A 12,820-nucleotide genomic window follows, 5' to 3' on the forward strand; every position below is an offset into this window, starting at 1 on the left:
TATCCCCGCTACTTACGGCAAGGCGGGCAGACCTCCTGTCGTACCGTGCTCCGGCGGTGGCCGAATGAGAGGGTGGGCCGCACATCTATCTGCCGCCGCCTGCGCGCCCGAGCCTGGAGCATGACCCGTTCTATGCGAATGCTGCTGATCCGTCACGGCCAGACACCGTCCAACCTCGGCAACTTCCTGGACACCGCGCGACCCGGCCCCGGCCTCACCGACCTGGGACTGCGGCAGGCGGCGGCGCTGCCCGGGGCGCTCACCGGAGAGAACATCGCCGCGTTGTACGTCTCCACCCTGACGCGTACGCAGCTCACGGCCGCGCCGCTGGCCGCGGAGCGGGGCCTCGAGGTCCGGATCCGTGACGGGATCCGGGAACTGTCGGCCGGTGACCTGGAGATGCAGGCCGACGAGGACGCCATCCGGCAGTATCTGACGACCGCCTTCGCCTGGTCAGCCGGAGACATCGCCCGCCGGATGCCCGGGGGCGAAAGTGGAGCGGAGGCCCTGGCCCGCTTCGACGCGGTGGTGGCCGAGGCGGCGGAGGCCGGGGAGCCCGGGACCGTGGCGCTCGTCAGTCATGGTGCCGCCATCCGTGTGTGGACGGCTTCCCGCGCGCAGAACGTCACGGTCGAGTTCGCCGCCGAACACGGCCTGGACAACACGGGCGTCGTGGTGGTCGAGGGCTCACCGGACTCGGGGTGGACGGCTCTTTCCTGGGCCGGGACGGTCGTCCCCGGGGTCACCGCGAGCGGCACGGCGGACGGTGGCCCGGCCGGGCGTACACTCCCGGGCCCGGAGCTGGGACCGACAGCTGGTCATCCCTCCGCCTGATCGCCGCGCTCGCCCCTGAGGCCGGGGAGGCAGCGCGGTGGCAGGACGCTATGGCGTCACAGGGCCTTGTGCATGATGTGCAGCCCCACATAGCCCTCGGTCGGGTGGTGGAAGCCCTCCGGGAGGGTGCCGATCACGTCGAAGCCGATCGACCGGTACAGCTTGACGGCATGGGTGTTGGTCTCGACCACCGCGTTGAACTGCATGGCCCGATACCCTTCGGCGCGAGCCCAGTCGACCGAGTGTTCGCACAGCGCGCGTCCCACTCCCCGGCCGGAGTGAGCGGGGTCGACCATATAGGTGGCGCTGGCTATGTGGGATCCGTTGCCCATGTGGTTGCGGTTCATCTTCGCCGTGCCGAGCACCGTCCCGGAATCGTCCACGGCGACGACCACCCGGCTCGGCGCCGCGACGAACCACCAGCCCTCGGCGTCCTCCTTACCAAGATCGAGCGGATAGGTGAGCGTCTCGCCCGCGGAGACGATCGCATGGAAGAACGGCCAGATGGCGGGCCAGTCCTCGGAGGTTGCTTCCCTGATCAACATCCGGACAGGATGACCTATCCGAACGGACGGCGCGAAATTTCATCCGGCGCCCCGCACACGCCGCCCCAGTCTGGCGAGGAACCCCTTTGCGGCCAGCGCACCCACCGCTGCGCACTCGGTCCGGACGGCCGGCGCCGCCCGTACTCCCCCGTCGTCCCCAGGACGCGGGGCCGGCCGGTCCTCGCGCGCCCGGTCCAGCTCCAGGGTCAGGTTGACCCGCCGCCAGAGGATTTCGTCCGGGTCGTCGGCGAGCGTCAGCTCCCCCATGGCCTCCCTCGCCGCCATCGATCCCGGACGTCCGAAGACCGGCTCCGGCCGGACCCGTACGAGATAGGCGCGTTCGTAGGGGTCGTCCACCACTTCCGCCAGCTGCACCGGATCCAGCGCCGACGCTTGGACCGCGGATCGCGCCCAGGGATCCGGCGTGCGGTTCAGCAGCCGGTCGATGCGCTGCGAACGCCAGTTGCGCGCCCGCCAGTCGGCGCCGGACTCCAGCATCGCGCGGATCCCCGGGGGCGTCCGCCCCGCCAGCAGCTCGGGCTCCCGGGCCGCGAACGCCGCGAGCTCGTCCGCGAGGTAGAGCCAGACCACCGCGCGATACCGGTTCAGGTAGAAGGTGACCGGTGAGACGCAGCCCGCCCGTGCCAGCCGGGTGAACCGTGCCGGAGCGATGTCCAGCAGGCCCGCCCCTTCCGCCGTGCCGACGGTGCGGACCCGCTCCGCCAGGCCATCGGGGAAGCCCGGCTGCTCCCGCAGGCGCGCGATCTCCTCCTCATGCACCCGTGGCCGGCCACCGCCCGGTGCACCGACGACGGCGATCAGCCCCAGGTGCACCGCCAGCTCGAACTGTGCACGCCGGAGGCCCAGTTCCTGGGCCGCGCGCCCGGCCGCGGCCGTCGCCGCCGGGGCGGCGGACGAGGTGTGCCCGCCCTCTCCCGCTGCGTCCGCGCTCAGGTGCTCGGCCCGCGCGTCCAGGGTCCCGGTGTGTGCTCGGAGCACTTCCCTGACCGTCATGACTGTCCTCCCCCGTCGACACGAATACTCTCCGTGATCACGGTAGCCCGAGGGAGTCATCATTCGTCAGCCCTGTGGATAACTCTCCACCGACGACAAAAATTGCAGGTCAGATGGGTCCGATGTCTTCGGGCCCGCCCTGGCGGACGGAGACTCCGAGGTGTTCTCCGACCCGATTGACGAGCAGGGTCATCTCGTAGGCCACCTGGCCGACGTCGGCTTCGGCCGCGGTCAGCACGCACAGGCAGCTGCCGTCGCCCGCGGCCGTCACGAAGAGCAGTGCCTCGTCGAACTCGACCATCGTCTGGCGGGCGCGGCCTGCCCGGAAGTGGCGCCCCGACCCGCGCGCCAGACTCTGCAGACCGGAGGAGACCGCCGCCAGGTGCTCCGCGTCCTCACGGGCGAGCCCGGCGCTGGCCCCGGTGACCAGTCCGTCGTTCGACAGCACCAAGGCGTGCCGTATGTACTGCACCCTGGTGGTGAGATCGTCAAGGAGCCAGTCAAGTCCCCGGTCAAGCGGCATGTGCTCGTCCTCCCCGTACCTTCGTTCCCCGTGCCCCGCTACGCGCGTAAGCCTTGCGCAACGGCCTCGTGGGGGCAAGCGCCCCTCACCGCCCGGGGTGCCGCTTCGCGCCATGCGGAGATCGGGCTCAGGATGGGCCCATGGCACACCACATGACCGATGAAGAATGGCGGGCCTTCATCTCGGAGGGCACGCGCACGGCGAAGGTTTCGACGGTGCGGGCCGACGGCAGTCCGCACATCGCACCCGTCTGGTTCCTTCTCGACGGCGATTCGGTGGTCTTCAACACCGGCAAGGAGAGTGTGAAGGGGCGCAATCTCGCACGCGACGGACGGGTCGCCCTGTGCGTGGACGACGACCGGCCTCCGTACGCGTTCGCGGTGGTGCAGGGACATGCCGAACTGAGCGAGGACCCGGGGGAACTGCTTCGCTGGGCGACGCTGATCGCCGGCCGCTACGTGGAGGCCGACGCCGCCGAGGAGTTCGGCCGGCGCAACGGCGTGCCCGGCGAACTGATCGTGCGGGTGCGGATCGACAAGGTGGTCGCGATGGCCGACATGGTCGACTGACCGACGGGACCTCGGCGCCGGGCCGTCAGCCGACGGAAGCGAGGAGCCGGGCGGTGTGCATGCGCCCGGCATACTCGACCGTACGGATCAGGACTTCTTTTCCGGAGGCCCGGTCGCGGGCGTCGCACAGCACGACCGGCGTGCCCGGGTCGAGGTCGAGCGCCTGCGCGACATCGTGCTCCGTATGGCCAGGAGCGCCGGGGAAGCGGTTGACGGCGACGACGAACGGTATCCGCCTGCGCTCGAAGTAGTCGACGGCGGCGAAACAGTCCTCCAGCCGCCGGGTGTCGGCGAGCACGATCGCCGCGAGGGCGCCCTCGCACAGCTCGTCCCACAGGAACCAGAAGCGGTCCTGGCCCGGCGTGCCGAACAGATAGAGCGACAGACCGGAGTGGACGGTGATACGGCCGAAATCCATCGCTACGGTCGTGGTCGTCTTCCGCTCCACCCCGTCGGTGTCGTGCCGGTCCCGCCCGCTCTCGCTCAGGGTCTCCTCCGAGTACAGCGGGCGGATCTCGCTGACCGCGCCGACCAGGGTCGTCTTCCCCGCCCCGAAGCCGCCTGCCACGACGATCTTCAGGGTGAGCGCGATGTCCTCTCCGATCATGCTCCTGCCGACGTTGCCGGGGGTGCGGTGGGCGGTGCGGGGGCTCTCGTCGCCGTCGCCGTGCTCGGAGGGCATGCGTCCCCTTCTTTCTCTCTTCAGGAACCGCTTCGGCTTCAGGAATCGCTTGGGCCGACAGCATGGCAACGTGTCGGCTTCATTGGTGCCGGTTGATCGTTCTTGACCGATGCGGCTTCACTGCTCGGTCATTCCTTGCCCCATCCCGACCTCATTGCCTCTCTCTTCGACGGGCCGGACGTCCCGCGCGGGCTCCGGGCCCTTCCGGTGTGGCCCCTACACTGGTCTTTTCGGTTGCCCCGAACGGGCAGCGGTGTCGGGTGCGTGTGTACGGCCCGGGGACGAGGAGATACGAGCGTGTCGACAGGTTCCGGCGGCGGTTTCCAGGATCCGCCCGCGGAGGTGCTGGCGGAGGCCGCGGCGGCGTTCGGGCTCCTGGCGACACCGGCACGGCTCCACATCGTGTGGGCGCTGGCCCAGGGCGAGAGCGATGTGACGGGGCTCGCCGAGCGGGTGGGCGGCACCCTTCCCTCGGTGAGCCAGCATCTGACGAAGCTGAAACTGGCAGGTCTCGTCCGCTCCCGCCGCGAAGGCCGACGCCAGGTCTATCTGGTCGACGATCCCGATGTGGTGACGGTCGTCCGGCTCATGGTCGGCCAATTGGCAGAACGCGCCGGGCACTCCTCCCAAGAGCCCGTCCGCCTGCGTGAGCTCGGTGCCTGAGAGCAGTTCAGCCGCGGGTCCCGGACACATCACCGCGGGCGCACCGGCCTCCGTCACACCGTTTCCGGGCACTGGCACGGATGCCGCGGCAGGAACCGGCGGGGGCCGCGCGACCGCCGCCCCGGCCTCCGGCACCGGGCCCACCTCCTTGCAGACGCTGCGCGCCCTCGACAGTGGCCCGCGCGGGCTGCTGGAGGCGGAGGCCGAGGTCCGGCTCGGCCGGACGGGCGAGAACGTACTGCCCGCCCGGCGGCCGGTGCCCTGGCCCCGGCGCTTCCTGCGCAGCCTCCGGGACCCCTTCACTTCCGTACTGCTCTGCCTCGGCCTGGTGTCGGCCCTCGTCTCCGCCTGGGGCACCGCCTGCGTCATCCTGACGCTCGTCGCGGTGAGCTGTCTGCTGCGTTCGGCCGAGGAGCACCGCGCCGACCGGTCGACCGCTGCGCTGCGGGAACTGGTGGCGACCACGGCGACCGTGGTGCGCCGCGCCTCGGACGACGCCCCTCCCCTGGAACGGGAGGTGCCGGTCGCCGACCTGGTGCCGGGGGACGTGATCCGGCTGCGGCCGGGCGATCTCGTACCCGCCGATGTGCAACTGCTGCGGACCGACGGCCTCACCGTGCATCAGTCGGCCCTGACCGGGGAGTCGGCGCCGGTGGCCAAGCAGGCCCTCGACATCCCCGACCCCGCTCTGTCCGGGGCCGGACCGTTCGCGCAGCCGCAGTGGTGCTTCCAGGGCAGCAGTGTCACTTCCGGCAGTGGTACGGCGGTGATCGTGGCCACCGGTGGGGAGACCCGGTTCGCCGCCGCCCAGGGCGGCCGGGCCGAGCAGCGGGGCGCGAGCGCCTTCGACCGGTCCGTCCAGGGGATCTCCTGGACCCTCATCCGCTTCATGCTCCTGACCCCGCCCCTGGTGCTGATGGCCAACGCGGCGCTGCGCGGCCGGGGCCTGGAGACGCTGCCGTTCGCCGTGGCCGTCGCCGTGGGGCTCACCCCGGAGATGCTGCCGGTCATCGTCACGACGACGCTCGCGCGGGGCGCCGCCCGGCTGGCGCGCACCAGCGGAGTGATCGTCAAGCGGCTCCCGGCCCTGCACGACCTGGGGGCGGTCGATGTGCTGTGCCTGGACAAGACCGGCACGCTGACCGAGGACCGGCCGGTCGTCGCCGGGGCGACCGACGGTGCGGACCGGCCCGATCCGGATGTACTGCGGTGGGCGGCGGTCAGCGCACTGTGGACGCTCCAGCTGGCGGAGCTGCCCGCCGCCGACGCGCTCGACGAGGCGGTGCTGGACGCCGCCGATGAGTGCGGTCCGTCCGCTGCCGGGGAGGTGGATCCGGACGCGTACGAGGGCGTCGCGGTGCTGCCCTTCGATCCGGTGCGCCGCGTCGCGACCGCCGTGGTGAGGCGGCCCGGCCGGCTCGGCGTCCACACCCTGGTCACCAAGGGCGCCGTCGAGGCCGTGCTCGACCGGTGTGCCATGGACCCGGACGAGCGCGACCGGCTGCGCGCCCTGGCGGACCGGAAGGCCGGGACCGGACTGCGCCTGCTCGCCGTGGCCCGTGCCGACCGGGCGGCCCGGACGGGCGCGTACACCCCTGCGGACGAGCGGGGTCTGACCTTCCTGGGCCTGGTGGCGCTGCGGGACGTTCCGGCCCCGAGCGCGGCCGACGCGCTCGGGGTCCTCGCGCGGCGGGGCGTGAGCGTCAAGGTGCTCACCGGCGACCATCCGGGCACGGCCGCCCGGGTGTGCGCGGACCTCGGACTGCGTCCGGAGGGGCGTCCCGGCCCCGACGACGTGGTGACGGCCGAGCTGGTGGACAGCCTGTCGGACGCGGAGCTGGTCCGGGTGGCGGACCGGGCCACGGTGTTCGCGCGCTGCACCCCCGAGCACAAGGCCCGGATCGTCTCGGCCCTGCGCGCCGGAGGTCACACGACCGGCTACCTCGGGGACGGCGTCAACGACCTGCCCGCCCTGCACGCCGCCGATGTCGGCATCTGCCCGCGCAACGCCGTCGATGTGGCCCGGGAAGCGGCCGACGTCGTCCTGGCGGAGAAGGACCTCACCGCGATCGACCGTGCGGTGCTGGCGGGCCGGCGCAGCAGCGGAAACATCGCCACCTATCTGCGGATCACCCTCTCGTCGAACCTCGGCAATGTCATCGCCATGCTGACGGCCGGGCTGCTGCTGCCCTTCCTTCCCATGCTCCCGGCACAGGTGCTGGTGCAGAACCTCTGCTTCGACGCGGCACAGCTGGCGTTCGCGTTCGACCGCCCGGCGGCGTCGGTCCTGCGCCGCCCCACCGTGCTGCGACCGCGCGACTTCCTGCGCTTCATCACGGGTTTCGGCCTGCTCAACGCGGCCGCCGACCTCGCTACCTTCGGGGTGCTCGCACTCGCCCTCCACAACGCGGCCGGGGACGGGGAGGCGGCGTTCCACGCCGGGTGGTTCACGGAGAACCTGCTCACCCAGGCCCTCGTGATGATCCTGCTGCGGACCGGTCGCAGTGCCGCCGAACGCCGGGCGGGCGGGCCTCTGCGGGCCGCCGCCGGGGGGCTCGCCGCTGTCGGCGTCGCCCTTCCGCTCACCCCGCTCGGGCCGTTGCTGGGCATGAGCGCCCTGCCACCCCTCTACTACCTGTTGCTCGGCTCGGTCCTGGGGCTGTACGCCATCGGGCTCACGGCGGCCCGCCGCCGCTACGAGCGTCGCCACTTGGCGAGGGGCGCCGGTTCCCACACCCAGTGACAGTTGTACAGTTGCGCAATGTGGCAACTGTTGCCGCGCGAACGGAGAGAAGGGCGGGACCAGAATGTTGCGCAACGGCCTGGAACCCTGGCACCTGCTGATCCTGGCGGTCATCGTGATCGTCGTCTTCGGCTCGAAGAAGCTGCCGGACACCGCCCGCGCGTTGGGGAAGTCCCTGCGCATCCTCAAGAGCGAGGCCAAGGCGATGAAGGACGAGAACGCCCGCTGACGTGCCCGAGGCCGGGCGACGGCCGGGCCTTCCCCGCCACCGCTCATTTCATGGCTTGCGCAATCCGGGAACCCGGAGCGTCGTGCCGAGCGTTCGTACTGGTAGCGGCCACAAGAGTGACAGCAGAACAGCACTGATCACCGGACCCGTACGCGGTGAAGCCGCGGGGTCCCGGATCCCATGTGCGGACCGACGGAACACTGGAGGAAATTCATGGGTGTGACCCTGGCCAAGGGCGGCAACGTCTCCCTGTCGAAGGAGGCCCCCGGCCTCACCGCCGTAACGGTCGGGCTCGGCTGGGACGTGCGGACCACGACCGGCGCCGATCACGACCTGGATGCCAGTGCGCTGCTGTGCTCCGAGGCGGGCAAGGTCCTCTCCGACAGCCACTTCGTCTTCTACAACAACCTCAACAGCCCCGACGGTTCCGTCCGCCACACCGGTGACAACCTGACGGGTGAGGGCGAGGGCGACGACGAGTCGGTCGAGGTCGACCTGTCGTCGGTTCCCGCCGAGATCGCGAAGATCGTGTTCCCCGTCTCGATCCACGATGCCCAGAGCCGGGGGCAGAGCTTCGGTCAGGTGCGCAACGCGTTCATCCGCGTGGTGAACCGGGCCAACGGCGTCGAGCTCGCCCGTTACGACCTGAGCGAGGACGCCTCCACCGAGACCGCGATGGTCTTCGGCGAGCTGTACCGGCACGGCACCGAGTGGAAGTTCCGGGCCGTCGGCCAGGGGTACGCGTCGGGCCTGGCGGGCATCGCATCGGACTACGGCGTCAACGTCTGACCGGACACATCGGCTTCGGGTGATCGCGCGGCCCGAGCAGGTTGCGCGATCATGTCCGCATGGCCGACGACCACACTCATGTCCTGGACTTCTTCACGCCGCGTGCGGCCGGCTGGGACAGCCGGTTCCCCGACGACGGTCCCGCGTACACCACCGCGGCCGGAATGCTGGGGCTGCGCCCCGGCGATGCCGTGCTCGACGCGGGCTGCGGGACGGGACGTGCGCTGCCCGCGCTGCGGGCGGTGGTCGGGCCGCGGGGCACGGTGCTGGGCGCCGATCTCACTCCGGCCATGCTGGAGGAAGCGGCACGGGCGGGACGCGGGGACAGCGGGGCACTGCTCCGTGCCGACGTCGCGCGACTGCCGCTGCGCGACGGAGCCCTGGACGCGGTGTTCGGAGCCGGGCTGATCTCGCACCTGGCCCGCCCCGGGGCCGATCTGACGGAACTGGCCCGGGTGGTCCGGCCGGGCGGGGTCCTGGCTCTGTTCCATCCGATCGGCCGGGCCGCCCTCGCCGCGCGTCATGGACGCACCCTCACCGACGACGATCTGCGGGCCGAGCCCAGGCTGCGTGAGCTGCTGGCCGGTGCGGGGTGGCGGCTGGAGTCCTACACCGACGAGGACGACCGCTTTCTCGCCCTCGCGGTCAGGCAGACCTGAGGCCGGGGCGGGGCGGTAGGTCTCATCACTCGGCGGGCGACGGCGACGGCGACGCCCCGCGGCCGGGAACCGGGCAGCCACGGACACCCGGCGTGGGGAACGTGCCGAGCCCCGCGATCTCGTACCCGTCCGGATATCCCTTGATCTCGGGGTTCTGGCGCGCGTAGTGGGGCGTCCGCCGGGGCGGCAGGAGCCGGACGGCACGGGCCCGGAGGCGGAGCGCGCCCCTGGTCAGTCCGCGGGCGACCGGCCCCGGGCGGCGGTAGCGGAACGCCCTGAGCAGCGAGTCGTCCAGGAGCGCGAGGCTGGCGCCGCGCACCACCGGGGCGAGGGGGGCCGGATACCAGGATCCCATCAGCGCCAGGGTGGCGTCCGAGACCCGGCGGGCCCCTTCGTCCCAGCCGAAATGCTCGTCCTCGTAGGCGTCGAGAGTGCGCTCGAAGTCCTCGTAGCTCCCCGGAAGGTCCTTGATCCCCATGCGGGCGCCGAGCGTGCGGTAATAGGCGGCGAAGGCGCCCAGCTCGTGGCAGCAGAGCCGCCGCCAGCCGAAGTTGTCCAGCCAGCGCTTCGGGGTGACGACGAACGTGCACAGGACATAGCGCATGTCGTCGTTGCTGATGTCGTAGCTGCGGTGCATCTGGTTGATCCGGCGGACGGCCGTGCGGCCTTCGTCGGTGTCGAAGCCGTGCTCCACCACCGTGTCGAGCAGCAGGGCGGTGTCGTCGTAGCGTTTCTGGGAGCGCTCCGTCAACTCCGCCGTCTCGTCGAGGAGTCGGCCGATGCTGGGCACGGCATAGGTGCGGTAGAGGGCCAGTTCGAGGGCGCGGGTGATGTCCCAGGGGAACTCGAAGCTGACGGTGAGGCGGTAGATCTCCAGGAAGTCCCGCTCGGGGTCAAGCCGCTGAATCTCTTTCAGCCGGTCGTACCGCTCCACCATGCTGTCCCCTCGTTTCGGCCGGATGTCCAAGCTTACGCGGAGGTCTCCCGCGCGACCGGGCCTCCGGCCTCCCCGCACCCGGACGGGATGGGCGCGGCCCCGGTTCGGCGCTGCTCGTCAGGGCCTCGACGAGGGGGTTACCGAGTAGTTAGGGTGCGCCGACGGACCAAGGGACGAGCGATGGGCTGGTGGGCGATGAGCGATGGGGAGGACACCATGGCCGGTGCGGACGATGCGGTCGCCGACGACGCGCTGCTGGTACTGACCGCGATGCTGCTGACGCCCGCGCGGTTCCCCAGCGTGCTGGGGGACGACTACGTGGCCGCGTGCGAGGCGCTCGCGCTCGAACCGTTCGAGGAGGGCTACGGCCTCGTCCTCGGGCAGGACGGCGAGGGGGCCCGGTGGACCGTGGTCGTGGATGACGCCTCCCAGGTGGCCGTCGCCATCGCCGCGTGGGACTGCGGCATGGAGCACGACCTCTCCCCCGACGAGCGTTCCATGGTGTGCGCCCTGCCGGGCTGGCCGATGGACCTGGCCGTCTCGGCGCCCGGTGTCCCGGATCCGCACGACCCGGAGACAGAAGGGGAGGGCCCCGCCCCGCTGGCCCCTCCCGACGCGGAGGCCTGGGGGCCGGCGCAGCGGCGACTCGGAGCGGACGAGATCGCCGCGCAGTGGTCGGTGTGGCGCGAGCAGATCGACGACGCGCAGTTCCCGCGGCCGGGGAGCGAAGGGGCGCCGAAGAACGACACGGAAGGTGAGCCGGAGTCCCACACGGAGCGTGTGGGGCCGGAGAACCACACGGAGCGTGTGGGGCCGGAGAACCACACGGAGCGTGCGGAGGGTGTGCCGGAGAGCGGTCACTCCCCGTCCCCCCGGCACCCCGGTGTCCGCAGGGCGCTGTCGGAGGCGGACGGCTATACGAAGGCTCCGCCGCCACCCGGGCGGATCCGTTCCTCGTACGCCTCGGCCGACGCACGCACGCTGCGCGTCGACGGTCCGGGGTGGTCGATGGTGGCCCGGACCGACGACATCGCGCTGTTCCTGCTGGACGAGGAGCCGGGCACGGTCATCCCCGTCGGCCGTGGAGCCGCGCTGCCCGGCCTGCTCAGCGCCCTGGAGGAGCTGGCCGTCCACCCCACGTGACACCCGCGGGAGTGGCCGCGCTCAGCGGCCGATCTCCTTGCGGTTGATCCTGCGGAGCCTGCGCCGCTGGGACGGGTCCAGCAGCAGATAGCCCGCCACGGGAACTCCGATCACGATCAGCAGCGCCCACCAGAATCCGATCAGGGGCCACAGGATGGCCGCCGCGAGCACTCCCCCGATAGCGACCTTCGCACCATTCGACATGGTCCACGCCTCCTTCGCGGCCGGCGCCGCTCCTGCTTGTAAGAACGCGTCCGCGTTCCCTTACGTTCCCCATCGGCCGCGCTATCGCAGCGGCTCGCCCACCTCGTGCATGTGCGACAGCGCCTGCCGGTAGGACTCGATCAGTCCGGTCTCCGCGTACGGCATGCCGATCCCGGCGCAGTGCGCCTTGACCAGGGGCTGGGCGAGCCGCAGGTTGGGGCGCGGCATGCTCGGGAAGAGGTGGTGCTCGATCTGGTAGTTCAGCCCGCCGAGGAACCAGTCCGTCAGGATCGCGCCGCGTACGTTGCGCGAGGTCAGGACCTGCCGCTGGAGGTGGCCCCAGCGCTCGCCGTCGGGGTCGGGCATCTCCATGCCCTTGTGGTTCGGGGCGAAGGCCATGCCCAGGTGGAGGCCGAACAGCGCGTGGAGCAGCAGAGCGAAGACGATCGCCTTGCCCGGGGACAGGGTGCTCAGCAGCAGCGTCGCGTAGAGGGCCATGTGCGCGGTCAGCAACAGCGCCGAGACGGTCCGCTCCCGCAGGGGCTGACGGCGCAGGAACTGGAATCCGTAGATCTTCAGCGCGATGCCCTCGAGCAACAGCATGGGGAAGAACAGCCGGGCCTGGTTCCTGGTCAGCCAGCGGGCGAATCCCTCACGCTGTGCCGCCTGCTTCTGGGTCCAGACCAGGGCGCCCACTCCGACATCGGGATCCTTGTCGATGTGGTTGGGGTTGGCGTGGTGACGTACGTGCTTGTCGTTCCACCACGCCTCGTTCATGCCGAGGAGCAGATTGGCGTGCAGGAGGCCGATCAGCCTGCTCGTCCTGCGGTCGCCGGATATCTGCGCATGTCCCGCGTCATGGGCGACGAAGGCCGTGCGGGTCCACAGGACCGCCAGCGGCAGGGTGAGGAACAGGCTCCACCAGGTGTCGCCCAGCAGGACGAAGCCGGTGATCAGCGCACCGAGGGCCGTCAGATTGGCGGCGATGCCGAGCACATACCGGTCCGTGCGGCGCTCCAGCAGGCCCTGGTCCCGTACGAGACGCAGCAGCGGGGCGAAGTCGCTTCCGGCCGCCGCACCGCGGGCACCCGCCGGGCTGTCCGGGCTGCTTTCGTCGGCGGGATCCGCAACAGTGGCTGTCGCCTGGGGCATGACGTCTCCGGTCTCTGGAACATATGCGCTGGCCTCGTCGAACGTACGGACCGGGGGCCGGTGGGGGCCATGGCGTCACCACCCCGGTTCCCCGGGGGCAGACCCCCGTGCCCGATGGTGGGGCTGGCTGCACC

The 12,820-nt window shown here is 71.3% G+C and carries 15 protein-coding genes; 8 read left to right on the plus strand and 7 right to left on the minus strand.

What is annotated here, in order from left to right; all coding sequences use genetic code 11:
* The first annotated feature begins 132 nt into the window (after positions 1-132).
* Positions 133-834 (plus strand): histidine phosphatase family protein, encoded by a 702-nt coding sequence (locus ACIQPT_RS00105; RefSeq protein WP_401150652.1) that lies wholly within the window; start codon positions 133-135, stop codon positions 832-834.
* Between the two features lie 56 nt (positions 835-890).
* Here ACIQPT_RS00105 and ACIQPT_RS00110 read toward each other — a convergent pair whose 3' ends face one another.
* The 3 genes from ACIQPT_RS00110 to ACIQPT_RS00120 all read right to left on the minus strand — a co-directional run bounded on the left by ACIQPT_RS00110 (position 891) and on the right by ACIQPT_RS00120 (position 2,916).
* Positions 891-1,379 carry a GNAT family N-acetyltransferase gene (locus ACIQPT_RS00110; RefSeq protein WP_401150655.1) on the minus strand — a complete coding sequence of 163 codons (489 nt, stop codon included), beginning with the start codon at positions 1,377-1,379 and terminating at the stop codon, positions 891-893.
* A 39-nt stretch (positions 1,380-1,418) separates the two neighbouring features.
* Positions 1,419-2,393 carry a DUF6397 family protein gene (locus tag ACIQPT_RS00115; protein WP_401150658.1) on the minus strand — a complete coding sequence of 325 codons (975 nt, stop codon included), beginning with the start codon at positions 2,391-2,393 and terminating at the stop codon, positions 1,419-1,421.
* A 109-nt stretch (positions 2,394-2,502) separates the two neighbouring features.
* A complete protein-coding gene (locus ACIQPT_RS00120) occupies positions 2,503-2,916 on the minus strand; it encodes a roadblock/LC7 domain-containing protein (protein ID WP_401150660.1) in 414 nt (137 codons plus the stop codon).
* Between the two features lie 140 nt (positions 2,917-3,056).
* On the opposite strand from ACIQPT_RS00120, the gene ACIQPT_RS00125 reads away from it, so the two are divergent.
* Positions 3,057-3,485 (plus strand): PPOX class F420-dependent oxidoreductase, encoded by a 429-nt coding sequence (locus ACIQPT_RS00125; RefSeq protein WP_401150662.1) that lies wholly within the window; start codon positions 3,057-3,059, stop codon positions 3,483-3,485.
* 25 nt (positions 3,486-3,510) lie between these two features.
* Here the strand turns inward: ACIQPT_RS00125 and ACIQPT_RS00130 are convergent, their stop codons facing one another.
* Positions 3,511-4,167 carry a GTP-binding protein gene (locus ACIQPT_RS00130; RefSeq protein ID WP_401150665.1) on the minus strand — a complete coding sequence of 219 codons (657 nt, stop codon included), beginning with the start codon at positions 4,165-4,167 and terminating at the stop codon, positions 3,511-3,513.
* A 297-nt stretch (positions 4,168-4,464) separates the two neighbouring features.
* On the opposite strand from ACIQPT_RS00130, the gene ACIQPT_RS00135 reads away from it, so the two are divergent.
* The 5 genes from ACIQPT_RS00135 to ACIQPT_RS00155 all read left to right on the plus strand — a co-directional run bounded on the left by ACIQPT_RS00135 (position 4,465) and on the right by ACIQPT_RS00155 (position 9,250).
* Complete coding sequence (locus ACIQPT_RS00135) at positions 4,465-4,830, plus strand: ArsR/SmtB family transcription factor (RefSeq protein WP_401150668.1); 366 nt, start codon at positions 4,465-4,467, stop codon at positions 4,828-4,830.
* Positions 4,823-7,573, plus strand: coding sequence for a magnesium-translocating P-type ATPase (gene mgtA, locus ACIQPT_RS00140; RefSeq protein WP_401150670.1), 2,751 nt, complete (start codon positions 4,823-4,825; stop codon positions 7,571-7,573). Before ACIQPT_RS00135 ends, mgtA begins: the two co-directional genes overlap by 8 nt.
* Before the next feature lie 64 nt (positions 7,574-7,637).
* Entirely contained in the window at positions 7,638-7,802 is a 165-nt protein-coding gene (gene tatA / locus ACIQPT_RS00145) for a Sec-independent protein translocase subunit TatA (protein ID WP_087763773.1), read from the plus strand.
* Positions 7,803-8,015: 213 nt separating this feature from the next.
* Positions 8,016-8,591: a TerD family protein gene (locus ACIQPT_RS00150; RefSeq protein ID WP_401150673.1), complete on the plus strand. Its 576-nt coding sequence runs from the start codon at positions 8,016-8,018 to the stop codon at positions 8,589-8,591.
* Positions 8,592-8,650: 59 nt separating this feature from the next.
* Positions 8,651-9,250, plus strand: a complete 600-nt coding sequence (locus ACIQPT_RS00155) for a class I SAM-dependent methyltransferase (RefSeq protein ID WP_401150676.1) — start codon at positions 8,651-8,653, stop codon at positions 9,248-9,250.
* A gap of 25 nt (positions 9,251-9,275) precedes the next feature.
* On the opposite strand, the gene ACIQPT_RS00160 is transcribed toward ACIQPT_RS00155, so the two are convergent.
* Positions 9,276-10,187: an oxygenase MpaB family protein gene (locus ACIQPT_RS00160; protein WP_401150678.1), complete on the minus strand. Its 912-nt coding sequence runs from the start codon at positions 10,185-10,187 to the stop codon at positions 9,276-9,278.
* A gap of 195 nt (positions 10,188-10,382) precedes the next feature.
* Here ACIQPT_RS00160 and ACIQPT_RS00165 point away from each other — a divergent pair, with 195 nt between their 5' ends.
* Positions 10,383-11,330, plus strand: a complete 948-nt coding sequence (locus tag ACIQPT_RS00165; protein WP_401150680.1) for a hypothetical protein — start codon at positions 10,383-10,385, stop codon at positions 11,328-11,330.
* A 21-nt stretch (positions 11,331-11,351) separates the two neighbouring features.
* Here the strand turns inward: ACIQPT_RS00165 and ACIQPT_RS00170 are convergent, their stop codons facing one another.
* Positions 11,352-11,534, minus strand: coding sequence for a hypothetical protein (locus ACIQPT_RS00170; RefSeq protein ID WP_050362970.1), 183 nt, complete (start codon positions 11,532-11,534; stop codon positions 11,352-11,354).
* An 81-nt stretch (positions 11,535-11,615) separates the two neighbouring features.
* Entirely contained in the window at positions 11,616-12,686 is a 1,071-nt protein-coding gene (locus tag ACIQPT_RS00175; protein WP_401150682.1) for a fatty acid desaturase family protein, read from the minus strand.
* Between the last annotated feature and the right edge of the window lie 134 nt (positions 12,687-12,820).

The sequence above is a fragment of the Streptomyces sp. NPDC091289 genome (assembly GCF_044757365.1).
Classification (GTDB): domain Bacteria; phylum Actinomycetota; class Actinomycetes; order Streptomycetales; family Streptomycetaceae; genus Streptomyces.